The 23,195-nt window shown below is 64.5% G+C and carries 18 protein-coding genes, 1 tRNA gene and 1 pseudogene; 15 read left to right on the forward strand and 5 right to left on the reverse strand.

Features of this window, described 5'->3' with window-relative positions; genetic code table 11:
* Positions 1-129 precede the first annotated feature (129 nt).
* The 6 genes from HDC35_RS14160 (at position 130) to HDC35_RS14185 (ending at position 6,611) form a co-directional block, all read left to right on the forward strand.
* Positions 130-1,689: an RNA-binding protein gene (locus HDC35_RS14160; RefSeq protein WP_184647855.1), complete on the forward strand. Its 1,560-nt coding sequence runs from the start codon at positions 130-132 to the stop codon at positions 1,687-1,689.
* A 253-nt stretch (positions 1,690-1,942) separates the two neighbouring features.
* A tRNA-OTHER gene (locus HDC35_RS14165) sits at positions 1,943-2,014 on the forward strand.
* 78 nt (positions 2,015-2,092) lie between these two features.
* Entirely contained in the window at positions 2,093-3,319 is a 1,227-nt protein-coding gene (locus tag HDC35_RS14170; RefSeq protein WP_184647857.1) for an RtcB family protein, read from the forward strand.
* 151 nt (positions 3,320-3,470) lie between these two features.
* Positions 3,471-4,490 (forward strand): RNA 3'-terminal phosphate cyclase, encoded by a 1,020-nt coding sequence (rtcA, locus tag HDC35_RS14175; protein ID WP_184647859.1) that lies wholly within the window; start codon positions 3,471-3,473, stop codon positions 4,488-4,490.
* A gap of 113 nt (positions 4,491-4,603) precedes the next feature.
* On the forward strand, positions 4,604-5,767 hold the full coding sequence (locus HDC35_RS14180; RefSeq protein ID WP_184647861.1) for an acyl-CoA dehydrogenase family protein: 1,164 nt from the start codon (positions 4,604-4,606) through the stop codon (positions 5,765-5,767).
* A gap of 7 nt (positions 5,768-5,774) precedes the next feature.
* The gene (locus tag HDC35_RS14185; RefSeq protein WP_184647864.1) at positions 5,775-6,611 is read left to right on the forward strand and encodes a MaoC family dehydratase N-terminal domain-containing protein; all 837 of its coding nucleotides are present in this window, start codon (positions 5,775-5,777) and stop codon (positions 6,609-6,611) included.
* Positions 6,612-6,629: 18 nt separating this feature from the next.
* Here the strand turns inward: HDC35_RS14185 and HDC35_RS14190 are convergent, their stop codons facing one another.
* On the reverse strand, positions 6,630-7,109 hold the full coding sequence (locus HDC35_RS14190) for a MarR family winged helix-turn-helix transcriptional regulator (protein ID WP_184647866.1): 480 nt from the start codon (positions 7,107-7,109) through the stop codon (positions 6,630-6,632).
* 293 nt (positions 7,110-7,402) lie between these two features.
* Here HDC35_RS14190 and ectA point away from each other — a divergent pair, with 293 nt between their 5' ends.
* The 9 genes and pseudogenes from ectA to HDC35_RS14230 all read left to right on the forward strand — a co-directional run bounded on the left by ectA (position 7,403) and on the right by HDC35_RS14230 (position 15,579).
* Positions 7,403-7,906: a diaminobutyrate acetyltransferase gene (ectA, locus tag HDC35_RS14195; protein ID WP_184647868.1), complete on the forward strand. Its 504-nt coding sequence runs from the start codon at positions 7,403-7,405 to the stop codon at positions 7,904-7,906.
* Position 7,907: 1 nt separating this feature from the next.
* A complete protein-coding gene (gene ectB, locus HDC35_RS14200; protein WP_184647870.1) occupies positions 7,908-9,215 on the forward strand; it encodes a diaminobutyrate--2-oxoglutarate transaminase in 1,308 nt (435 codons plus the stop codon).
* Positions 9,216-9,231: 16 nt separating this feature from the next.
* Positions 9,232-9,633 (forward strand): ectoine synthase, encoded by a 402-nt coding sequence (locus tag HDC35_RS14205; RefSeq protein WP_184647872.1) that lies wholly within the window; start codon positions 9,232-9,234, stop codon positions 9,631-9,633.
* Positions 9,634-9,663: 30 nt separating this feature from the next.
* The gene (thpD, locus tag HDC35_RS14210) at positions 9,664-10,584 is read left to right on the forward strand and encodes an ectoine hydroxylase (protein ID WP_184647874.1); all 921 of its coding nucleotides are present in this window, start codon (positions 9,664-9,666) and stop codon (positions 10,582-10,584) included.
* Positions 10,581-12,020: an aspartate kinase gene (locus HDC35_RS14215; protein ID WP_184647876.1), complete on the forward strand. Its 1,440-nt coding sequence runs from the start codon at positions 10,581-10,583 to the stop codon at positions 12,018-12,020. The genes thpD and HDC35_RS14215 overlap by 4 nt, the downstream gene beginning before the upstream one ends.
* Before the next feature lie 26 nt (positions 12,021-12,046).
* Complete coding sequence (locus HDC35_RS14220) at positions 12,047-13,324, forward strand: MFS transporter (protein ID WP_184648047.1); 1,278 nt, start codon at positions 12,047-12,049, stop codon at positions 13,322-13,324.
* Positions 13,324-14,643, forward strand: a complete 1,320-nt coding sequence (locus HDC35_RS14225) for an MFS transporter (RefSeq protein ID WP_260397740.1) — start codon at positions 13,324-13,326, stop codon at positions 14,641-14,643. Before HDC35_RS14220 ends, HDC35_RS14225 begins: the two co-directional genes overlap by 1 nt.
* A gap of 51 nt (positions 14,644-14,694) precedes the next feature.
* Positions 14,695-14,874 (forward strand): annotated as a pseudogene (locus HDC35_RS19965) (Arm DNA-binding domain-containing protein); the annotation flags it as partial.
* Positions 14,848-15,579, forward strand: a complete 732-nt coding sequence (locus HDC35_RS14230) for a tyrosine-type recombinase/integrase (RefSeq protein ID WP_409437954.1) — start codon at positions 14,848-14,850, stop codon at positions 15,577-15,579. The pseudogene HDC35_RS19965 and the gene HDC35_RS14230, both read left to right, overlap by 27 nt.
* A 617-nt stretch (positions 15,580-16,196) precedes the next feature.
* On the opposite strand, the gene HDC35_RS14235 is transcribed toward HDC35_RS14230, so the two are convergent.
* From HDC35_RS14235 to HDC35_RS14250, 4 genes are all read right to left on the reverse strand, one after another.
* Positions 16,197-17,708 (reverse strand): malonyl-CoA synthase, encoded by a 1,512-nt coding sequence (locus HDC35_RS14235; protein WP_184648069.1) that lies wholly within the window; start codon positions 17,706-17,708, stop codon positions 16,197-16,199.
* 1 nt (position 17,709) lies between these two features.
* Positions 17,710-18,699: an aldo/keto reductase family protein gene (locus HDC35_RS19710; RefSeq protein WP_184647880.1), complete on the reverse strand. Its 990-nt coding sequence runs from the start codon at positions 18,697-18,699 to the stop codon at positions 17,710-17,712.
* 9 nt (positions 18,700-18,708) lie between these two features.
* Positions 18,709-20,247, reverse strand: coding sequence for a class I adenylate-forming enzyme family protein (locus tag HDC35_RS14245; RefSeq protein ID WP_184647882.1), 1,539 nt, complete (start codon positions 20,245-20,247; stop codon positions 18,709-18,711).
* Positions 20,248-20,311: 64 nt separating this feature from the next.
* Positions 20,312-23,170 carry a TonB-dependent receptor domain-containing protein gene (locus HDC35_RS14250; RefSeq protein WP_184647884.1) on the reverse strand — a complete coding sequence of 953 codons (2,859 nt, stop codon included), beginning with the start codon at positions 23,168-23,170 and terminating at the stop codon, positions 20,312-20,314.
* Between the last annotated feature and the right edge of the window lie 25 nt (positions 23,171-23,195).

A 23,195-nucleotide genomic window follows, 5' to 3' on the forward strand; every position in this document is an offset into this window, starting at 1 on the left:
AATTTGGCACGGCTCCTGCAAAACATCTTGCGTCGGGGCTCACGTCCCCCGGCGCAGTGGAACGGAGGGGCGGCCGGAATGGGCTGGCCGCCCCCGAGGACCGGCAAGAGATTTCAAAGGAGTTGGACGATGGCCAACAAGACCCTGTTTTCCTCGGCGCTCGCGCGCTTCCTGCCGCGCGCCGATGCGACGAATGAAGCCGGCGGCGTCGCTTATGCCTATGGCCCCCAAGCCAGGCTCGCACAGCTCGCCGCCACCGGCACGCTGGCGGACGGCTATTATTCCGGCGCCGATGCGCAGCTCGCCGATGTTCTGGCGGCCGCGCAGGCGGTATCGCCCGCATTCGTCGCCAAGGCCGCGGTCTATGCCCGTCAGGCGGGCGCGATGAAGGATATGCCGGCGCTGCTCGCCGCCTATCTCACCATCGCCGATCCCGACCTCGCGGTGCGCGTCTTCGGCCGCGTGATCGACAATGGCCGCATGCTGCGCAACTTCGTGCAGATCATGCGGTCGGGCCAGGTCGGCCGCCGTTCGCTCGGTTCGCGTCCCAAGCGGCTCGTCCGCGAGTGGCTGGAAAAGGCCTCGATGCCGCAGCTCATGGCCGCGGCGACGGGCAACAACCCCAGCCTCGCCGATATCGTCCGCATGGTCCACCCGGCGCCAGCTTCGGCCGAGCGGCGTGCCTTCTATGGCTGGCTGATCGGCAAGCCCTATGATGTCGCGGCACTGCCTGCGGAAATCGCGGCGTTCGAGATCTGGAAGCGCGACCCCGCGGGGCCGCTGCCCCCGGTGCCGTTCGAATGGCTGACCGCCTTTCCGCTGACCGCACAGCAGTGGGCAGAGCTTTCCGGCCGGATCGGCTGGCAGGCGCTGCGCATGAACCTCAACACGCTGGCGCGGGGCGGAGCGTTCGACGTGAAGGGAGTCACCGAAGCCGTCGCGGCGCGGTTGTCGGATGCCGATACGATCGCCCGGGTCCGTCCGGCGCCGTATCAGCTGATGGTCGCGCTGGGTCAGGTCGGCGACGCGGTTCCGCTGCGCGTCCAGGCGGCGCTCGAAGAGGCGCTCGAACTGTCGCTCAGGGCGGTTCCGGTGCTGGCGGGCAATGTCGTGGTCTGTCCGGATGTCTCGGGCTCGATGAGCTGGGCGGCGACCGGATATCGCAAGGGCGCGACCTCCGCAGTCCGTTGCATCGACATCGCGGCGCTCGTCGCGGCGGCGGTGCTGCGCACCAACAGGCAGGCACTGGTGATGCCGTTCGATGTCGATGTTGTCGACATGGCGCTCGATCCCAGGGCGCGCGTCGCGGTCAACGCGGCGCGGCTGGCGGCGATCGGCGGCGGCGGTACCAATGTCTCGGCCCCGCTCGCCCGGCTCAATGCCGAGCGCGCAAGCGTCGATACGGTGGTGATCGTGTCCGACAACGAAAGCTGGATCGATCCCTCGCGCCACGGCGCCACGGCGACGATGAACGCGTGGACGAAGCTGAAGGCCCGCAACCCGGGCGCGAAGCTGATCTGCATCGACATCCAGCCTTATGGCACCACGCAGGCGCCGGATACCAAGGGGGACCGGAAGGACATCATGAATGTCGGTGGATTCACCGACGCGGTCTTCGACGCCATGGCGCGCTTCGCTTCCGGCGAAACGCGCGACTGGGTCCAGATCGTCAACGAAACGGAGGTTTGAACTAGGGTCACGGCGAATGTCGGAAAGGACTACATTGATAATGTGGCGGTCGCGGGTTCGAATCCCGTCACAGGAATGTAGCTTAAAGACCGCCGTCTCATCACATCTCGTCGCTGCGAGACACTTTCATGCTGGCAAATGCCGGCGGGACTACATCGGTCAGGCCGAAAGGCCCGCGGTTCGACTCCGCACCGGAGAAATCCGGATGTCTCGCCACACACTCGTTGCCAGCACCCCAAACAGGTCGGCGAATGCCGGCGGGACTACAGGGTCAGAGCGTCCGCTTCATCGCGGAAGGTCGGCGGTTCAAGTCCGCCCCCCGGCACGCCGGAGTAGCTCAGGAAAAATGTCTCGCCACGCCTCGTCGCCGGCACCATGAAGAACAGGAAGAAGGAGGTCAGCCATGACCCAGACGAGCTATGAAGTGATGAATGTCGAGGGCGGACGCCCGGTCAAGATGTGGACGCGCGGCGTACCCGTCGAGGACATGGCGCGCGCGCAGCTGACCAAGGCGGCGAAAATGCCGTTCGTGTTCAAACATGTTGCCGCGATGCCAGACGTCCATGTCGGCATCGGCGCCACCGTCGGATCGGTGATCCCGACGAAAGGCGCGGTGATCCCGGCGGCGGTCGGCGTCGATATCGGCTGCGGCATGATGGCCGCGCGCACCACGCTGATGGCGCACGACCTGCCCGACAATCTGGAGGGCATCCGCAGCGCGATCGAGGCGGCGGTTCCGCACGGCCGGTCGGTCGGGCGCGGCCAGCGCGACCATGGTTCGTGGGGCGATCCCCCGGCCGCGATCGTCGACGCCTGGGCGACGCTCGCCGAGCGCTTCGGTCATATCGTCGCCAAGCATCCGCGGCTGAAAAACACCAACAACCTGACGCATCTGGGAACGCTCGGAACGGGCAACCATTTCATCGAGCTGTGCCTCGATACCGAGGCGCGGGTGTGGGTGATGCTGCATTCGGGGTCGCGCGGCGTCGGCAACGCGATCGGCACATACTTCATCGAATTGGCGAAGAAGGACATGCGCAAGTGGTTCATCAACCTGCCCGACGAGGACCTAGCCTACTTCCCGGAAGGGACCGACCATTTCGACGATTATGTCGAGGCGGTCGGCTGGGCGCAGGACTTTGCCGCGCTGAACCGGCGCATGATGATGGCGAACGTCATCGCCGCGCTCCGCCTCCAGATCGCCAAGCCCTTCGAGGCCCAGGCCGAAGCGGTGAACTGCCACCACAATTATGTGACGCGCGAGAACCATTTCGGCGAGAATGTGCTCGTCACCAGAAAGGGTGCCGTGCGCGCGGCGAAAGGCACAATGGGGATCATTCCGGGTTCGATGGGCGCGAAATCGTTCATCGTGCGCGGACTGGGCAACCCGGAGTCGTTCGACAGCTGCAGCCATGGCGCGGGCCGCGTCATGAGCCGCACCGCGGCGAAGAAGCTCGTCACGCTCGACGAGCATATCGCCGACACCGCGGGTGTCGAATGCCGCAAGGACGAAGGCGTCATCGACGAGACGCCGAAGGCGTACAAGCCGATCGAGGCGGTGATGGCGGCGCAGGCCGACCTCGTCGAGATCGTCCATACGCTGAAGCAGGTGGTGTGCGTGAAGGGGTGACCCCTTCACGCCGCCGTCGGGGGGAGGCACCATGCGCGACCGGGTCGCCGAATGGCGGCAGGACGGCCGACATCCGACGATCGGAAGGAAATGGGCTGGAGGTTCTGGTGGATGCCTCGGTCGCTTGGTTTCTATAAGCAGTAGAGAATTTATGATCATCATCGACGGATCGGAAGGCGAAGGCGGAGGGCAGGTGCTGCGCTACGCGTGCGCGCTGGCGCTCATGACCGGGCAGCCCTTCACGATCGAGAACATCCGCGGGGGACGCGAGAAGCCGGGGTTGATGCGCCAGCATGTGACCGCGATCGAGGCGGCGTGCGTGATCGGCGGCGCCGAATGCTCGGGGCTGGCCGTGGGGTCGAACAGCATCGGCTTCCGACCCGGCCGCGTGACGCCGGGCGACTATCATTTCGCGGTCGGCACCGCGGGGAGCACCGGGCTCGTCCTCCAGACGATCCTCGTGCCGCTGATGACCGCCGACGCGCCGTCGCGGCTTGTGATCGAGGGCGGGACGCATGCGATGGCCGCACCACCGTTCGACTTTATCGAGCGCACGCTGCTGCCCGTCATCAATCGCGTGGGCCCGACGGTGTCGGCGCGGCTTGTGCGCCATGGCTTTTTCCCGCGCGGCGGCGGGCGGATCGAGGTCGATATCGCGCCCGCGCCGCTCCGTCCGGTCGAATATATCGATCGCGGCGCGCGGCGCGGCGTGTCGGTGACCGCCATCGTCGCGGGCGTTCCCTTCGACATCGCCCAGCGCGAACTCGCGACCGCGCGAAAGACGCTGCCCGAATGGCCCGAGGAGGCTTTTGTCACGCGGCAGGTCCCGGCCGAACAGGGTCCGGGCAATGCGTTGCTGGTCGAAGCGGAATTCGAGCATGTCACCGAGATCATGGCGGGCTTCGGCAAGCTCGGCCTTCCCGCCGAGCGGCTTGCGCAGACCGCGGCGAAACGCATGGCGGGCTATCTCGCAAGCGATGCGTTCGCGGGCCCCTATCTGCAGGACCAGCTGCTGTTGCCGATGGCCTTCGCGCGCGGCGGCGCGTTCACGACGGTCAAGCCGGGCGGGCATATGCACACCGCCGCTGGCCTGATCGAGCGCTTCACCGGCACGCGATTCCGGGTGTCGGGCCGCGACGACGGCCGGCATCTGGTCGAAGTGGTTGCCTGATCGCCGCGGCGGGGGCCTTGAAGCGACCCAAGGCCCCGTCCGCGTCGATTCATCTTGGCGTGCGGCTCCTTAGCGGCCTAAGCATATGCGCGACCAAGGAGATATGACCGCCGATGTCCGACCCGCGACAAGAAAGCCATCCCGACATCCGCGAAGCCGTGCGCCGCCTGTGTGCCGGTTTTCCCGGCGAATATTGGCAGGCGCTCGACCGTGACCGCATCTATCCGACCGAATTCGTCCGCACGCTGACCGAAGCCGGCTTCCTGTCGGTGCTGATCCCCGAAGATTATGGCGGGTCGGGCCTCGGCCTTGGCGCGGCGACTGCGGTGCTCGAGGAAATCCACCGGTCGGGCTGCAACGGCGGCGCGTGCCATGCGCAGATGTACACGATGGGCACGCTGCTGAAACATGGATCCGAAGCGCAGAAACAGGCCTATCTGCCCGCGATTGCCAGCGGCGAGCTGCGGCTGCAGGCGTTCGGGGTCACCGAACCGACCGCGGGGACCGACACCACGCGTATCCGCACCTTCGCCAAGCGGGTCGGCGACAATTATATCGTCAACGGGCAGAAGATCTGGATCAGCCGCGCCGAACATTCGGACCTGATGGTGCTGCTATGCCGCACGACGCCGCGCGAGGAATGCGCCAAGTCTTCCGACGGGATGAGCGTGCTGCTTGTCGACATGCGCGAGGCGCAGGGCAACGGCCTCACCATCCGGCCGGTGCGGACGATGCTCAACCATGCGACGACCGAGCTGTTCTTCGACGACCTTGAAGTTCCCGCGGCGAACCTGATCGGCGAGGAGGGCAAGGGCTTTCGCTACATTCTCTCGGGCATGAACGCCGAACGCATCCTGATCGCGTCCGAATGCATCGGCGACGGCCGCTTCTTCGTCGACCGCGCATCGGCCTATGCGAAGGAGCGCGCGGTGTTCGGCCGCCCGATCGGTGAAAATCAGGGCGTGCAATTCCCGATCGCGCGCGCCTGGGTCCAGATTGCCGCCGCCGCCGAGATGGTCGACAAGGCGGCGCGCCTGTTCGACGCGGGCGCGGATTGCGGGACCGAGGCCAATATGGCGAAGATGCTGGCGTCGGAGGCAAGCTGGTATGCCGCCGACATGTGCATCCAGACCCACGGCGGGTTCGGCTTTGCCGAAGAATATGACATCGAGCGCAAGTTCCGCGAGACGCGGCTGTATCAAGTCGCGCCGATCAGCACCAATTTGATCCTGAGCCATGTCGCGACGCACGCGCTCGGCCTGCCCAAAAGCTTCTGAGGGCGCGATGGACGATTATTCCGCCTGGGTGGGCCGCAGCGAGACGCGCACCGATATCGCCGCGCCCGCCCCGCTCGCCGGCCTCGCCGCGCTGCTCGACCATGATGTTTCGCCATGGACGCCGGGCACCGTCCCGCCGCTCGGCCACTGGCTCTATTTCCTGCCCGATGCGCGCCAGTCGGCGATCGGCGCCGACGGCCACCCGCGCCGCGACGAGCATGGCCTGCTCCCGCCGACGCCGTTGCCGCGACGCATGTGGGCGGGCAGCCGGATCGCGTTCCTGTCGCCTGTCGCGGTCGGCGCGGCGCTGACGCGCGTCACCACAATCGACGCGATCAAGCCGAAACGCGGCGCGAGCGGCGATCTGCTGTTCGTCACGGTGCGCCACGATATTGCCGCCGACGGCGTCCCCGCGATCCGCGAGGAACAGGACATCGTGTTTCGCGAAGCCGCAACCGGACCCGCGGCGCCGCTGCCGCCGGTTGCGCCGACCGATTCCGAACCGGCCGATGCCGTCCGCAGCATCGCGCCCGATCCGGTGTTGTTGTTCCGCTACTCGGCGCTCACCTTCAACGCGCACCGGATTCACTATGATCGCGACTATGCGCGCGAAATCGAAGGCTATGCAGGGCTTGTCGTCCATGGCCCGCTGATCGCGACCCTGCTGATGGATCATGCGCTGCGTTCGAGCCTTGTGCCGCGTCGTTTCGCTTTCCGCGCCGAAGCGCCGCTGATCGACGGCACCCCCTTCGATCTTTGCCTCGTGCGACAGGACGGCGGCGCTCGCCTGTGGGCGCGCGATGCGGCGGGCCGCGCGACGATGCGCGCCGAGGTCGATCTGTAGGAGGCGCCCCCCGCCCACCTATTCGCGGTCGATCGCCCCGGTATCGAGCAGCGGGGCGGCATCGACGTCGCCGGCGCCGAGCAGGTCGGCCAGCCGCTCGGTGCCCGCCAAAATCATCGCCTGCTCCCATCCTTGCAGTTCGGCAAATCCCGCCTCGAACTTTTCCTGCAACATGTCGGGCGCCTCGACGAGACGGCGGCGGCCCGGTTCCGTGGCTTCGAGGTGGATCCGTCGCTTGTCCTGCGCGCTGCGTGTCCGGCTCGCGAGCCCCAGCGCCACGAGGCGGTCGACGATCGCCGTGATGGTCGCGTGGCTGAACTCCAGCCGCTGCGCGACCAGCCCGGGCGTGACTTCGTCGCCCGCATCGATCTCACGCAAGACCAGAAGCTGCGACGGCGTGAGTCCCGTCGCAGCGGCAAGCCGCCGGGTGCCGCTTTCGGTCGCCCGCAGCACGCGCCGCAGGGCCTTCAACGTCGCATTGGCAATATCGGGCTCCATCGCGCTTTGTTAGCCGCCCGGCGCGCGCACGCCAAACGCATTATCGGCAATCGTCATCGCTGACACAGCCCTGTAATATATTTCGATATCTGAAATATAATTACGACTCCGGGTTGAATGATTTGCCGCTGCCCCTATATTTTGCGCGACCAAACGGCTCGGGCGGATCGCCCATAGGGTCGATTGCGCACGAATTTTATTTCAGGAGATGAAAGATACTAGATCGGCAAACAGACGACGAGTCCTTGCCTCCAAAGAAAGATCGGGACGCGGCCTCGGCCCCGGCCGCCGACGTGCGATTCCGCCGGCCGCGCTCGGGCGATGGCCCGGCGGTGACGGCGCTGATCGCCGCCTGCCCGCCGCTCGATCGCAACAGCCGCTATTGCAACCTGCTCCAGTGCGAACATTTTGCCGACCATTGCGTCATCGCCGAAAAGGCGGGGCGGATCGTCGGTTGGGTCTCGGGCTATCGCCCGCCATCGGACCCCAAGGCCTTTTTCGTGTGGCAGGTCGCCGTATCGACCGAAGGACGCGGAAAGCAGCTCGCGAGCCGCATGATCGCGGACCTGCTCGCCCGGCCCGCGCAGGACGGCGTGACCCACATGATCACGACGATCACCGCCGACAACCAGGCGTCGTGGGGATTGTTCCGCGGCCTCGCGCGCCGCTGGAATGCCGAACTGGAACGCAGCGCGCTGTTCGAACGCGAAGCCCATTTCGCGGGCGCGCACGCCACCGAATATCTGGCCCGCATCGGGCCGATCGACCGCACGAAGACAGACGTAGAACAGGGATAATATGATGATTACGACACCCCAGCCGTCCGGCGCGATCCCGGACAGGAATATCTATGAGCGCCGCGAATCGGCAGTGCGCAGCTATGCCCGTTCGATGCCGCGCCAGTTCGGCAAGGCCGAAGGCGTGTGGATGCACGACGACCAGGGCGGGCGCTATCTCGATTTTCTGTCGGGCTGCTCGACGCTCAACTATGGCCACAACCACCCGATCCTGAAGCAGGCGTTGCTCGATTATATCGGCGCCGACGGCATCGCGCACGGGCTTGACCTGCACACCGATGCGAAGCGCGATTTCCTCGCGACGTTCGAAGAGGTGGTCCTGAAGCCGCGCGGGCTCGACCATCGCGTGATGTTCACCGGCCCCACCGGCACCAACGCCGTCGAGGCCGCGATCAAGCTCGCACGCAAGGTGACGGGCCGCGAAATGGTCATCGCCTTCACCAACGGCTTTCATGGCATGACGCTGGGTGCGCTCGCCTGCACCGGCAACGCGACCAAGCGCGGCGGCGCCGGCGTTCCGCTCAGCCATGTCGCGCACGAACCCTATTATGATTATTACGGTCCCGAGGTCGATACCGCCGACCTGCTCGAACAGCGCCTCGCCGATCCGTCGAGCGGGCTCGACGCACCCGCGGCGATCCTCGTCGAAACGGTGCAGGGCGAAGGCGGGCTCAACGCCGCGTCGCCCGAATGGCTGCGCCGGATCGCGGAGATTGCAAAAGCGCACGGCGCGCTGCTGATCGTCGACGACATCCAGGCGGGCTGCGGCCGCACCGGCGGCTTCTTCAGCTTTGAGGATATGGGTTTCACGCCCGATATCGTCACGCTGGCGAAATCGCTCTCGGGGATGGGGTTGCCTTTTGCGCTGACCTTGCTCCGCCCTGAACTCGACCAATGGTCGCCGGGCGAGCATAACGGCACCTTCCGCGGCAATAACCATGCCTTCGTCACTGCGACCGCGGCGATCCGCCATTTCTGGAGCACGAGCGATTTCCAGCGCGACATCGAACGCCGCGGCGAACTGCTCGCGATGCGGCTGGGCCGTATCGCCGACGAACATGGCTTCGAAGTACGCGGCCGTGGCATGATGCGCGGCGTCAATGTCGGTTCGGGCGAGCTTGCCTCGACCGTGACCGCCGCCTGCTTCGACGCCGGCCTCATCATCGAGACCAGCGGCGCGCACGACGAGGTCATCAAGGTGCTGGCACCGCTGGTGATCGACGACGCCGTGCTCGGCGTCGGGCTCGACATTCTCGAAACCAAGATCCGCGAGGCGATGGCCACCGATTACGCCGTCGCCGCCGAATGATACAGGAGATATTTAGATGATCGTTCGCAACCTAGGCGATATCCGCAAATCCGACCGCAACGTCCGTTCGGACGGCTGGGCGAGCGCCCGCATGCTGCTGAAAGACGATGGCATGGGCTTTTCCTTCCATGTCACGACGATGTTCGCGGGCACCGAACTCAAGATGCACTATCAGAATCATCTCGAAGCCGTTTTCGTGCTCAAGGGCACCGGCACGATCGAAGATCTGGGCACGGGCGAAATCCACCGGCTCGAACCGGGCGTGATGTACGCGCTCAACGAGCATGACCGGCATATCGTGCGCCCCGAAACCGACATCTTGACGGCCTGCGCCTTCAATCCGCCGGTCACCGGCAAGGAAGTACACGACGAAAGCGGCGCCTATCCGGCAGATACCGATCTCGTCGCCGCCGACTGACAATCCGAAAAACAGAAAGGGAGGCGTCCAATGCAAGACCTCTACCCCTCGCGCCACGCCGCCGAAGCCGAAATGCGGCCGCGGCAGGACCCCGTGGTGCATAATGAATGGAGCAACGACGCGCCGATCAGTGCGCGCCAGGCTGCGCAATTCGACCGCGACGGCTATATCGTGCTCGAAGATATTTTCTCGGCCGACGAAGTGGCCTTCCTGCAAAAGGCGGCGGGCCACCTGCTCGCCGATCCGGCGGCGCTCGACGACGACACGATCGTTACCGAGCCGCAGAGCAAGGAAATCCGCTCGATCTTCGAGATTCATGCGCAGAGCCCCGTGATGGGGCGGCTCGCCGCCGATGCGCGGCTCGCCGACGTCGCGCGCTTCCTGCTTGGCGACGAGGTGTATATCCACCAGTCGCGCCTCAATTATAAACCCGGATTTACGGGCAAGGAATTCTACTGGCACAGCGATTTCGAGACTTGGCACGTCGAGGACGGCATGCCGCGGATGCGGGCGCTGTCGATGTCGGTGCTGCTCGCGGAAAATACCCCGCACAACGGGCCGCTGATGGTGATCCCGGGGTCGCACCGCACCTACCTCACCTGTGTCGGCGAAACCCCCGACGACCATTATCTGAGCTCGCTCAAGAAACAGGAATATGGCGTCCCCGACGAGGAAAGCCTCGCCGAACTTGCGCATAAACACGGCATCGTCGCGCCGACCGGCAAGCCGGGCACGGTGATCCTGTTCGACTGCAACTTGATGCATGGGTCGAACGGCAACATCACGCCCTTCCCGCGCGCCAACGCCTTCCTCGTCTATAACGCCGTCTCCAACCGGCTCGAAAAGCCGTTCGGGGTCGACAAACCGCGCCCCTGGTTCCTCGCGCACCGCGGCGAACCCGTGCCGCTGGCGATCGAACGCGGGCCGCTGGTCGAGGCGGTCCCGGCATGACGGGGCATAGCGTCGAAAAAATCGGCGGCACCTCCATGGCCGCGACCGCGACCCTGTTCGACAATGTGCTGATCGCGGGCCGCTCGGGCGCCGATCTCTACAACCGCATCTTCGTCGTCTCGGCCTATGCCGGGATGACCGACCTGCTGCTCGAGAACAAAAAGAGCGGCGCACCGGGGGTCTATGGCCGTTTCATCGCCGACGAAGACACGGACGGCTGGCGCGAGGCGATGGAAGATGTCCGCCGCGCGATGCACGAACGCAATGCCGGCATGTTCGCGCGGCCTCAAAGCCGCGACGAGGCCGATGCCTTCGTCGACACACGCATCGCCACGGTCGCCGCGTGCCTCGACGACCTCGCGCGGCTGCGCGCTCACGGCCGCTTCTGCGTCAAGGAGCAGTTGATGACCGTGCGCGAGCTGCTTGCCGGCATCGGCGAGGCGCACAGCGCGCACAGCACCGCGCTGTTGCTGCGCGACCGCGACGTGAACGCCCGCTTCGTCGACCTGACATTATGGGATCAGGACGACCTGCGCAGCCTAGACGCGCGGATCAGCGATGCCTTTGCCGCGATCGACCTCGCCTCGACGTTGCCGATCGTCACCGGCTATGCCGGGTGCGAGGGCGGCATGGTGCGCCGCTACGCGCGCGGCTATACCGAAATGACCTTTTCGCGGCTCGCGGTCCTCACCGGCGCGCGCGAGGCGATCATTCACAAGGAGTTTCATCTGTCGAGCGCCGACCCGAAGCTGGTCGGCGAAGACAAGGCGCGCAAGATCGGCCGTACCAATTACGACGTTGCCGACCAACTGGCGAACCTGGGCATGGAGGCGATCCACCCCGGCGCCGGACGCGGCCTCCGCCAGACCGACATTCCGCTGCGCGTGCGCAACACCTTCGATCGCGAAGACGGCGGCACGCTGGTCACCGGAGATTATGTGTCCGACGTGCCGCGCGTCGAAATCGTCACCGGAATCCGCCAGCTGCAGGCGCTGACCTTTTTCGAACAGGATATGGTCGGCGTGAAGGGGTACGATATGGCGATCCTCGACGCGCTGACGCGCCACCGGCTGTGGATTGTCAGCAAATCGTCGAACGCCAACACGATCACCCATTATCTGTCGGCAAGCCCCGACGCGGTGAAAAAGGTGATCGCCGACCTGCAGAAAGATTATCCCGAAGCCGCAATATCCGCGCAGCCCGTGGCGATGGTCGCCGCGATCGGCAGCGACATTTCGCGCCCGGGGCTGGTCCCCGATGCGCTGCGCGCGCTCGATAATGCGGGTATCGGCATGATCGCGTTGCAGCATCAGATCCGCAACGTCGATGTCCAGTTCATCGTTGAAAGCCGCGATTTCGACAGGGCGGTGCGCGTGCTGCACAAGGCGCTGGTCGAGGACATGGACGCGAATGCGGAGGGCCGGCGCGCCGCGTGATGCGCGGCGGCCGCGCGCGGCCGACGATGTTCGCAACGATCCTGCCTGTACGGAGCCTGCTGGTCGCGATTTTCGTGATGATGGCGGGCAGCGGCTTCCTGTCGACGCTCGTCGGCCTCCGGCTCGAACGCGCGGGCAGCAGCACGATGGTCATCGGCCTTGTCGCGACCGCTTATTTCGCCGGGCTTGTTCTCGGCGCGCTGCGCGCGGGCGAGATCGTGCGTCGCGTCGGGCATATCCGCGCCTTCGCCGCCTTCGTCGCGCTTTTGTCGGCCAGCACGCTGACCTATGCGCTGTTCCAGCATCCCGTGCTGTGGGCGCCGCTGCGCCTCATCGACGGGCTGTGCGTAGCGGGGGTCTTCATCTGCGTCGAAAGCTGGCTCAACGACCGCGCCGAACCGGCGACGCGCGGTACGGTACTCGCCTGGTATATGGTCGCGCTCTATTCGGGGCAGGCGCTCGGCCAGCTCATCCTGCGGTCGGGAAATACGGCGCCACAGATCCCGTTCGAGCTGGCCTCGATCCTGATTTCGCTAGCGATCATCCCCGTCTGCCTGACGCGCAGCGCCGCGCCGCTGCTCGAGGGCGCGGCTTCGCTCCCGCTCAGACGCCTGTTCGAGGCATCGCCGCTCGGCGTCGCGGGCGCGGGCATCACCGGCCTCCTGCTCGGAGCCTTTTATGGCCTTGCCGCCATTTACGCGCGCCGGATCGGGCTCGACCTCGGCGACACCGCGACCTTCATGATGACCGTGATCCTCGGCGGGGTCGCGCTGCAATGGCCGCTCGGCCGCCTGTCCGACCGCTACGACCGCCGCCGCGTCATCATCGCCTGCTTTGCCGCGACACTGGGCGTCAGCCTCGCGCTCGCCATGGCGCCGACGGGCGCGCTGCTGCTCGGTCTTGGCGCGCTGTTCGGCGGGCTCAGCTTCGCGCTCTATCCGCTCTGCGTCGCCTTTGCCAACGACCGCCTGCTCCCGTCGGAGCGCGTGACCGCGAGCGGCCAGCTCGTCCTCCTCTATTCGGGCGGCGCCGCGCTCGGCCCGTTGGGCGCCGCCGCGGCGATGACGCTGGCGGGCGCGGGCGGGCTGTTCCTGTTCATTGCGCTCGGCGCGGCCGCGATGCTTGCTTTCGGGCTGTGGCGGCTCGCGACCAGCGCGCCCGTCCCTGGTGCGGCGCAGCAGGATTTCCAGATCCTGCCGCGCACCACGCCCGTCGCCGCGCTGCTCGACCCGGCCGGCCCCGACCTTCCCGCCCCTTCGACCGAATCCCATCCGCAAACAGGTGATCCATGGAAAAGCCCGTAATGATCCAAGCCCCGGGGCACCCGCCCCCCTTCCCCGAACCCTCACCGCTGCACCGCGCGGTCGGCGCATCGGCGCTCGGCAATGCGGTCGAATGGTTCGACTATGGCATCTATGCCTATGGCGTGACCTATATTTCGGCGGCCCTGTTTCCCGGCGACACCGAGGAAGCAGTGCTCTTCGCGCTCGCGACCTTTGCCATTTCCTTCCTCGTCCGGCCGCTCGGCGGGCTGTTCTGGGGACCGCTCGGCGACCGCATCGGGCGCAAATCGGTACTGGCGATGACGATCCTGCTCATGGCGGGAGCGACCTTTGCGGTCGGGCTGATCCCCTCCTACGAGAGTATAGGCTTCTGGGCGCCGACGCTGCTGATCGTCCTGCGCATGCTGCAGGGCTTTTCGACCGGCGGCGAATATGGCGGCGCGGCGACCTTCATGGCCGAATATGCACCGGACGACCGAAGGGGCTTTTATGGCAGCTTCCTCGAATTCGGGACACTCGCCGGATTTTCGTTCGGCGCGGCGCTGATGCTCGGCTATTCCCTGTACCTCGGCGATCAGGCGATGCACGAATGGGGCTGGCGCATTCCCTTCCTGATCGCGGGGCCCATCGGCCTCATCGGAATGTATGTGCGCTCGAAGATGGAGGATACGCCGATTTTCCGCGAGGAAATGGCATCGGCGGAGCGGCGCGAACCGCCGGGCCTTGTCGTCCTGGTGCACGACCATTGGCGCCCGCTGCTCGTCGTCGGCGGTCTCGTCGTCGCACTGAACGTCGTCAATTATTCGCTGCTCAGCTATATGCCGACCTATCTCCAGCGGCGCATCGGCCTGTCGAACGAAGAGGCGCTGCTGGTGCCGATCATCGGCATGCTTTTCATGATGATCTTCCTGCCCTTCGCGGGCGCGCTGTCCGACCGCGTCGGCCGCCGCGCGATGTGGCGCTGGTCGCTGGTCGGCCTGCTGCTCGGCGTCGTCCCGCTTTATATGCTGATGGGGACGGGATTCGCCGGCGCGCTGATCGCCTTCATGGCGCTCGGCCTGCTTTATGTGCCGCAGCTCGCGACGATCTCGGCGACCTTTCCGGCGATGTTCCCGACCGCGGTGCGCTTCGCGGGTTTCGCGATCGCCTATAATATCTCGACCTCGATTTTCGGCGGCACCGCGCCGATGATCGGCAGCGGCCTCATCAGCCTGACCGGCGATCCGCTGATGCCCGCCTATTATATGATGCTGGCCTGCCTCGTCGGACTTGTCGCGCTTCGGTATATGCCCGAAACGGCGGGACGTTCGTTGCGCGAAGACCCCTTTGTCCGGGAATAGCTCGGCTTTTCCTGACAGGCACCGGGCGGCCCGCCGCGTAAGGGCTTCGGCGTAAAGGTAACGCCCGGGGGGCGGCGGATTTATGTTCTTCAATATCGAATGGGTGGGCGGTCGACGCCAACCAAGAGATACAAGATTGGCCGGCATGGAAGCGGGTGGACGCCAGAGCTGGCTCGTAGAGAAGCTAACCGCCTGCTTATCCTCATTGCGCAGGGCATCGACCCCGCTGAAGAAAAACGGCGCAGGCACTACGTCGCGAGCGAACTGACGTTTAACGCAGTCGCTGATCGGTTCGAAGAAAAGGGCCTCGAAGGCTTGCGCGAGAAGACTCGCGAATTCTTCAAATCGACCCTGAGAATCTATCTCCGCCCCAAATTGGGCAAGCGTCCGTTGCCCGCTATCCAGGGTAGCGAGATTTTCTCGGTCCTCGATGACCTTTCGACGCACAGCCCCGCACTGCGACGGAATGTTTTCGCCGTTGCTCGCAGGATGATGCGGTGGGCCAAAGGCCGTGGCATTATTGACCGTAATCCTCTCGAAGGCTTCGAGGTACCCGCCGCCGCTCCGAGCCGGGATCGCGTGTTAAACGATCACGAATTGAAGCTGGTCTGGACCGCTAGCGAGGAACTCGGAGCGATATTTTGCGGGCTCGTCCGGCTGCTGCTTCTTACCGGCCAGCGCCGCGACGAGGTCGCCGGGCTCGAGTGGCAAGAACTGGATCGAGCCCGGGCAGAGTGGATACTGCCTTCGGCCCCGGGCAAAGAATGGCAAAGAGCACCTTATTTCCCTGTCTCAACAAGTCATCGCCGAACTGGACGCCCTGGCAGGAAGCGCATCTTGGCCACGAAAAGGCTTTGTCTTGACGACCGATGGCGGAAAATCGCGCGTATCCGGCTTCTCGCGGTGCAAACGCAAATTGGACGAGCAGGTACGTGACCTTGTTGAAGATGACGCGGCGCCCGTCACCGCGTGGCGATTTCACGATCTACGGCGATCGGTTGCAACCGGTCTGCAACGCCTTCGCGTTTCTAGCGAGTGGATTGAGGCCGTGCAGAACCGGCGAAAGGCGGGAGTTGCTGGCACGTACCAGCGCTATGAGTATGCGGACGAAAAGCGCGAAGCGTTGCACATCTAGGGTCGGCACGTGGCGGCAATAGTTCACGACGCTCGCGAACCTCGGCCAGTCGAATTGGCTGACGCATCGTAAATGGCGATAATTGGCCCGATAGATCTCAATCCGCTTCGGGCGCGACTTCAGCAAAGCAGTCGGCCGTTGCCGATTGTTCGTCGAAAATGAACCGCGAAGCGATCTAAATCGACCCCGGATCATCGGACCAAGTTGATTTGGGCGCGTCCGTCCCCACCCCGTTCCGGTCTTTTCCTGCGCGCCCAGCGACAGTCTGCACTGCCGCTGGAGCTGGAGCTGGAGCTGGCCGTTTGGAGACCGTCCGCACCTGGCGCGAAATCGCTAAAAGCAGACCTTGGATCGCTGGTCGGACCTTGTGGCTGCACTCGCCCCATTGCAAACAATAAGGATCAGGATTGATGACCCGCTACTCTTTAGAAAACAGGTATCGATACTGATCCCTTAGCGCGGCCTTCTGAATTTTTGCCATGGAGTTACGCGGAAGCTCGTCCACCAAACGTATAGCGCGGGGCTGCTTGAATCGTGCGAGTGAGAGCGCGAGGATCGACAAGATTTTCTCTTCGGACAACATCTCGGCTTGCCCCGCGACAATCGCGACGACGGCCTCACCCAAATCGGGATGCGGAATACCGATGACTGCCGATTCCCTAACTTCCGGGATTTCATCGATGACCGCTTCAATCTCGGCGGGATAAATGTTCAAGCCCCCCGAGATGATCAGGTCCTTCTCGCGTCCCACGATCGAGATATAGCCTTCGTCGTCAATCCGGCCGAGGTCCCCTGACACAAACCAGCCGTCCCGAAATTCCGAGGCAGTTTTTTCGGGCTGCCGCCAGTAGCCCCTAAACACATTTGGCCCCCGAATTTCGATTATGCCGACCTCCCCGACCGGCACCGGCAGGTGCGTCTCGGCATCCGTAATCCGGATATCGACGCCCGGCAGCGGGAAGCCGACCGTCCCCGCCCGCCGCGAGCCTTCATAAGGATTGGACGTGTTCATATTGGTCTCGGTCATGCCATAGCGCTCTAGGATCGCATGGCCGGAGCGTGCCTCGAAGGCCCGGTGCATGTCCGCCGAGAGAGGTGCCGATCCCGATATGAAGAGCCGCATGTCACGAACCAGCTCCTTATTGAAACGGGGGTCATCAACCAGCCGGCTGTAAAAGGTGGGAACGCCCATCATCGTCGTGCAATGCGGCAGCGCGGCAATGATCGCGTCCAGGTCGAACCGCGGCAAGAACCGCATCGACGCGCCTGCCGACATGATGGTGTTGATCGCGACGAAAAGCCCATGCGTGTGAAATATCGGCAAGGCGTGCAGCAGCACATCACTCGGCGCGAACGCCCAATAATCCTTCAGCATAAGCGCGTTCGAGGCGAGGTTCTCGTGGGTGATCATCGCCCCCTTCGAACGGCCGGTCGTTCCCGAGGTATAGAGGATCGCTGCCAAGGTCGAACGTTCGACCGCCACGGTGGAAAAGCCGGGGGCAGCGCGCCCGGCCGCGTCCGCGAGCGAACCGCTGCCATCTTCGCCGAGCGTCTCGATCCGAGAAACGTTCGCGGCATTTGCCACGGGACGCAGCGCCTCTAGGGTGTCGGGGCGGCAAACGAACAGGGTTGCTTCGCTGTCGCCGAGGAAATAAGCGACCTCATTCGGGGTGTAGGCAGGGTTGAGCGGGAGAAACACCGCCCCTGCCCGGACAGTGCCCAAATAGAGCGCGACCAACTCGATGCTCTTTTCGCATTGGACCGCGACGCGATCGCCCTGTCCGACGCCCAGCTCGCCGAGCAGATTGGCAAAGCGGCCCGACATGGCGTCAAGCGCGCCATAATTGATGACCCGCCCATCCGGCAGAATGGCGAACGGCTCGTCCTTGCTAGGTGAGGAGGCGAGGAGCCTGGTGTAGAGATTGCTCACGTCATCGCCCCTTGTTGAATCCCGGAACGACCGGGACCTTGACCGACTCTCGCGGGATCGCCGCCACGATATGCTCCGCGCGCCGGAACAAGTCACCGTCGATCGCCATTCCGCTCGCCGCTGCATTTTCCTCGAGCTGCCCTGGCCGGCTCGCACCGACAATCGCAGATGCCACATTGGGTTCGCGCAGCACCCAAGCGAGGGCAAATTGAGCTAATGTCACGCCTGCCTCGGCGGCAAGCAATTTGAGATTCTGAGCGGCCCGAAGCGTTGGCTCGGTCATCTTGGGGCCCATCATCCGGCCCATCACGTCATCGGCTGCCCGGCTGTCGGCGGGAGCCGCGTGCCCGGGTACATATTTGCCCGTCAGAACGCCTTGCGCCAGCGGAGACCAGACGATCTGCGAAATCCCGTTCGCAGCTGACAGCGGAATCACTTCCTTTTCCGGGCGCCGCCAGAGCAGGGAATATTGGGGCTGGCTCGATACGAAAGGTTGGGCGCCAGAGACTGCCAGGGCTTCGCGGATATTGGCCGGCGACCATTCCGAGAAGCCAAGGTATCGCACCTTTCCGGCGCGGACAGCCGCACTGAGCGCCTCCATGGTTTCTTCGATAGGCGTGTCCGGGTCGAAGCGGTGGCATTGATAGAGATCGATATAGTCGGTGCCGAGCCGAGCCAGCGACGCGTCGAGTTGCTTGGCGACCTGGTCGCGGCCAAGACCGCGGTCGGTGTCGCTCATCGGCCCGAAGAGTTTCGTGGCGAGAATATAGCTGTCGCGGGGGCGCCCGGCGAGCGTTTCACCAAGAAAGCTCTCGGCAGCGCCGCGACCATAGACATTTGCCGTGTCGATGAAATTGATACCGAGGCCGAATGCCCGGTCGACCACGTCTGCTGCGGTCGCGCGCTCGATGCCAACGCCGAAGGTCATCCACGAGCCGAGCGAGATTTCCGATACGCGAAGGTCGCTCGATCCAAGTTGCCGGTATCGCATGACGTTTCCTCAATTACCGGAAGTCAGATAGTTGTTGCGCAGTTCGCGTTTGAGGATCTTGCCGATCGGGCTTCGCGGCAATTCTTCGACCACCCTCAGGTCCGCCAGCCGCTGCGTTTTCCCCACTCGGCCGGCAAACCATTTCCGGACGGCATCTGCATCAAGCGGCGCATCTGCGTTCGCGGTGACGAACGCGACCGGCGTTTCTCCCCATTGCTCCGATGGGACGCCCACCACTGCGGCGTCCGCGACGTCGGGATGCTGGAGCAGCACGGCTTCAAGATCGGACGGATAGATATTGAAGCCGCCCGAAATGATCATGTCCTTCTTGCGATCGAGCAGGATAAGGAATCCGTCCTCATCGAACCTGGCGAAATCGCCGGTCCGGATATATCGACGGCCATCCTCGTCGAACCACTCCGCCTCACGGGTCTTACCCGGCTGGTTGAGGTAACTCGTCATCATAGACGGCGAGTGGCCGACGACCTCTCCGACCGCGCCCTTGGCAACTTCCTTGCCTTGCTCGTCGATCAATCGCACGAGATGCCCCTCGGCCGGCCGTCCCACCGTGTGCAGCTTGTCGGGAAAGAGATGCGCCGCCAGCGTCATCGTCCCGCCGCCCTCGGTCATGCCGTAAATCTCCACGAGACCCCCCGGCCAGCGGCGCAGAATATCGGCCTTCAGCGACGGTGCGAACGGCGCCGACGTGCAGGTTTTCATGCGATAGGCCGACAGGTCGAAACGATCGAAGTCGGGATGATCGAGCAGGCGTTTATACTGAACGGGCACAAGCATCGCATGGGTGGCGCGATGCTTCTCCGACAGCGTCAGGAATTCCAACGCATCGAACTTCGCCATCAAGACGACGGTCCCGCCATAGGCGAGCGCGGGGATCAGGCTGACGAGCGTGGTGTTCGAATAGAGCGGGGTCGATACGAGAGTCACGGCGTCGGCCGCGTAACGGGTGACGTGCCCGCGCCGGATGTGTTGCCAACGCATCGCGTGGCTCTGGACGATGCCTTTGGGCTGTCCGGTCGTTCCCGAAGAATAGATGATGTTGAACGGCGCGTCGGGAGCCACTTCGGCGACCGAAGGCCTCGCCGCTTCACCCTGCCAGCTGCGAAACGGATCGCTCTCCAGCGAGAGACGGCCGAGCGCGCTGGGCAGACCTAGCGCAAAGCGCGCCTCGCATTCGGCATCGAGAAAAATCAGGCTCGGGTCCGCATCGGCCACCATCGACGCCAGATCGTCCGCAGCCGAGGACGGCGCCAGCGGAACCACGGCAGCGCCAACGCGCAAGGCCGCCAGCATCAGAATGATGTAGGACAAGGATGCAGCGCCGAGAATTGCGACGCAGTCGCCCGGCGAGACAGCGTCCCGCTGGAGGGCGGCGGCCGCGGCATCGACGCGGAGGTCGAGCTCTCGGTATGTCAGTACGCCCTCCCCGGCGATCAGCGCGATTTGCGCCGGCCGTTCGGCGGCGTGGCAGCGAATGAGATCGGAAAGCGTTGCGAAGGGCGCTGCGAGCAGGTTTGCGGTGGTTTGCATCAGTCATCACAAGAAATCCCGGTCCGCATTTGCGGACCGGGCGAGGTGGAGAGGATCGGAATCTTCAGAAACGCGCGCGCGCGCCGACGGTGAAATAGCGGCCGACCATATCGTAGAAATAGGGGTTGGTCTGACGCGGGATCGTCACGGCGCCCTGCGGTGCCAGCGGCGGCTTGCGGTTGAAGAGATTGTTCACCGTGAGGAAGAACTCGACGCCGCTTGCCGGCTCACCGATGCGCTGCTTGAGCGTGACATCGGCGTAAAAGACAGCGGGCACGTGGTTCTGCTCGACCGGAAGCGCCGTGGGGCCGAGCGTGCTGTCATATTTGCCGCCGGACAGATAGCGCCCCTGCACAAAAACCGTTGTGCCACCTTCGGAGGCATAGCTGGCCGACCCGGTAAGCGTCCATTTGGCCACCGCATCGCGGAGCCCCATATCCCCGGCCCGGTCAACGCTGATGCCGTCATTTGTCGTTTCGAGCTCGAACGTATGGTTGGCGAGCGCACGGAGGGTCAGCTGGCCTCCCCCCAGGTCCGTTCGGTAGCCGGCCTCGATGTCGAGTCCGCTGGTCTTGACCTGGGCGAGGTTGAGGAAGGGCGTGATGATCGAACTGATAGATCCGCCTGGGCCGTTGCGCGTTATAAGTCCGCACAACTCGGTATTGCCGGCAGCACAACCATCGACGACCTGCTGCAATGTCGACTGCGTGATCGCTCCGTCGATTTTGATCGAATAATAATCGACCGAGAGGTTCACCCCCGAACCGGGCGTGACAACGATCCCGGCGGTTACCGTATCGGCTACCTCCGGCTGGAGACCCGCATTGCCTCGTGTCTGCCGCGTGACCGGCGCCACCGCGGGCGCGCCGGGCAGCGTCGTATCGCGCACCGAAAGACCCGCGGTCTGCTGCGACGCGGTGAAGAGCTCGGCAATCCCTGCCGCGCGAATGTCGCGCGAGCGGGTGGCGCGCAAGCGCAGCGCCGAAATGGGCTCCCATGTCGCGCCGATTTTCCACGTCCATACGCCGCCGACATTGCTGTAGTCGGCATAGCGAACCGCGCCGTTCAAATCGAGCGAGTAGAGAAGGGGAATGTCGCGCGCGAGCGGTACGACGATTTCGCCATAGGCTTCCTTGACCGAGAATTCGCCCTGGATCGGCTGCGGATTGCTGAGTGCGAAGCCGCCCGGCTGACCGTTGGCGGACGTCGGAAAACCCCGGATCCCGGCGTTGCTCTTCACCTTGCCCGAGATCGGGTCGACTTTCTGCAGCGCGGTTTCCTTGCGATATTCCGCGCCGAAAGCGAGCGACACCGGACCGGCCCAGGTGTCGAAAGGCGAGCCGCGAAAGTCGAGCATCACGTTGGTCTGGTTGAGGTACAAGTCCGCTTTGGCGGTTCCGGCGGCATAGGCGATTGCCTCGGCGCTCGCCGAGTCTTCGCCGAAGAGGTTGATCGGGACGCAGCCTTGCCCTTGCGGCAAGCCGAGAAGCGTCGACCTGCACACCGGGCGATTTGTCGCCGGGTCGATGACCGTGTCGGCACCATTGTAGAAATTCTCGATGATCAGATTGTTGCGGCCGAAGAGTTGATAGTGCGCCCGGCTGCGCTCGAGCGCGAGCGAGTAGTTCCACGACCCGCCGAGACTTCCTTCGATTCCCGCGACGCCGCGCCAGGTTTTGGTGTTGGTCCGATTGCGATTGGGCGCGATCTCCTTGTTCGAGCGTCCCATCCGGAATGACGTAATCCCGTTCGTGGCCATCACCGCGCGCACCGCATCGGGGAGGAATGCATTGTCGGCAAAGATGGTGAGCGCCGTCGACCCCGAGGTGACGTTTGACGGAGCCCCCCGATATTCGGTGTTCACGTCGGCATAAATTCCCTCGGCGAACAGCCTTACGGCATCGCTGAACTCATATTGCGCACGCAGATAGGCGGTATTGGTCCAATTGCCGGTCGTGATGTTGGTACGCACCGCAGCGCCGCTGCCGCCCGAGGCGACCGACGAACTGGCGAAGCGGCCCGTAACGAAGGGGCTGAGCGATCCGTCTTGATTGAAGAACATGTTGGCGATCGGACAGCTCACACCCGCTGGCAGACAGCTCTGAATCGTCCCCCCGAAGGTGGCGCCATTCAGGCGGACGTCGGGCGCGAAAATCTGCGTCGTGCCGCTCTGTGCGATCGTGCTGGGGATGATCCCGTAACCGGTCGCCGCCCAGGAACGCGCATTGGCATCGTCGATCCCCTTGGTTTCCGCATGTTCGAAGCTCGCGATGATATGGCCGCGATCGTCCGCAAAGGCGTGGCCCCCTGCAACGCCCACCCGGTAAGAGAAGCCGTCGCCATAGGTCGAAATGCCGCTCTGGGCCTCGGCGCGCAGGCCGCGGAATTTCGTGTCGACGATGAAGTTGACGACACCCGCGACCGCGTCCGAACCATAAGCCGCCGACGCGCCGCCCGTGACGACATCGACACGGCTGATCAGCATTTGCGGGAAGAGCGTCACGTCGGTCGCGTTCGTCTGGATGCTCGATGCCACCGTGCGACGACCATCGAGGAGGACAAGCGTCCGCGTGGGCAGAAGCGCGCGCAGGTTGAGATAGTTGCCGCCATTGCCGCCTTGGCCCGATCCGGACGAGCCGGTGCTGTTGGGCCGGATCGACGACGCGAAGACCGGAAGCTGGTTCAGGCCATCAATCAGCGAACTTGGCGACGCCGTCTTGAGCTGCTCATTCGACATGACCGTCACCGGCGTTGGCGCGTTGGTTCCGTCGACGATCGCCCGCGAGCCGCTGACGATAATATCATTGCCGGAGTTGCTTGCCGCGCCGGCGCTGTCGTCGGCTGCTTCCCCCTGCGGAGCGGCAACCGCCGTCGTTTCCTGGGCGCTGGCGGCGGTGACCTGAAGGCAGACAAGCGCAACCAAGCTGGCACACGCCGTCAAGCGAGCA

Origin of the sequence: Sphingopyxis sp. JAI128 (assembly GCF_014207235.1) — a bacterium.
GTDB lineage: Bacteria > Pseudomonadota > Alphaproteobacteria > Sphingomonadales > Sphingomonadaceae > Sphingopyxis.

Bases quoted from the DNA above. Each gene is read 5' to 3' on its own strand.
- HDC35_RS14225 (WP_260397740.1), top strand. From the start codon at position 13,324: ATGATCCAAGCCCCGGGGCACCCGCCCCCCTTCCCCGAACCCTCACCG.
- thpD (WP_184647874.1), top strand. From the start codon at position 9,664: ATGCAAGACCTCTACCCCTCGCGCCACGCCGCCGAAGCCGAAATGCGG.
- HDC35_RS14205 (WP_184647872.1), top strand. From the start codon at position 9,232: ATGATCGTTCGCAACCTAGGCGATATCCGCAAATCCGACCGCAACGTC.
- HDC35_RS14245 (WP_184647882.1), bottom strand. From the start codon at position 20,247: ATGCAAACCACCGCAAACCTGCTCGCAGCGCCCTTCGCAACGCTTTCC.
- ectB (WP_184647870.1), top strand. From the start codon at position 7,908: ATGATGATTACGACACCCCAGCCGTCCGGCGCGATCCCGGACAGGAAT.
- HDC35_RS14220 (WP_184648047.1), top strand. From the start codon at position 12,047: ATGTTCGCAACGATCCTGCCTGTACGGAGCCTGCTGGTCGCGATTTTC.
- HDC35_RS14160 (WP_184647855.1), top strand. From the start codon at position 130: ATGGCCAACAAGACCCTGTTTTCCTCGGCGCTCGCGCGCTTCCTGCCG.
- HDC35_RS19710 (WP_184647880.1), bottom strand. From the start codon at position 18,699: ATGCGATACCGGCAACTTGGATCGAGCGACCTTCGCGTATCGGAAATC.
- HDC35_RS14170 (WP_184647857.1), top strand. From the start codon at position 2,093: ATGACCCAGACGAGCTATGAAGTGATGAATGTCGAGGGCGGACGCCCG.
- HDC35_RS14185 (WP_184647864.1), top strand. From the start codon at position 5,775: ATGGACGATTATTCCGCCTGGGTGGGCCGCAGCGAGACGCGCACCGAT.
- rtcA (WP_184647859.1), top strand. From the start codon at position 3,471: ATGATCATCATCGACGGATCGGAAGGCGAAGGCGGAGGGCAGGTGCTG.
- HDC35_RS14180 (WP_184647861.1), top strand. From the start codon at position 4,604: ATGTCCGACCCGCGACAAGAAAGCCATCCCGACATCCGCGAAGCCGTG.
- HDC35_RS14215 (WP_184647876.1), top strand. From the start codon at position 10,581: ATGACGGGGCATAGCGTCGAAAAAATCGGCGGCACCTCCATGGCCGCG.
- HDC35_RS14190 (WP_184647866.1), bottom strand. From the start codon at position 7,109: ATGGAGCCCGATATTGCCAATGCGACGTTGAAGGCCCTGCGGCGCGTG.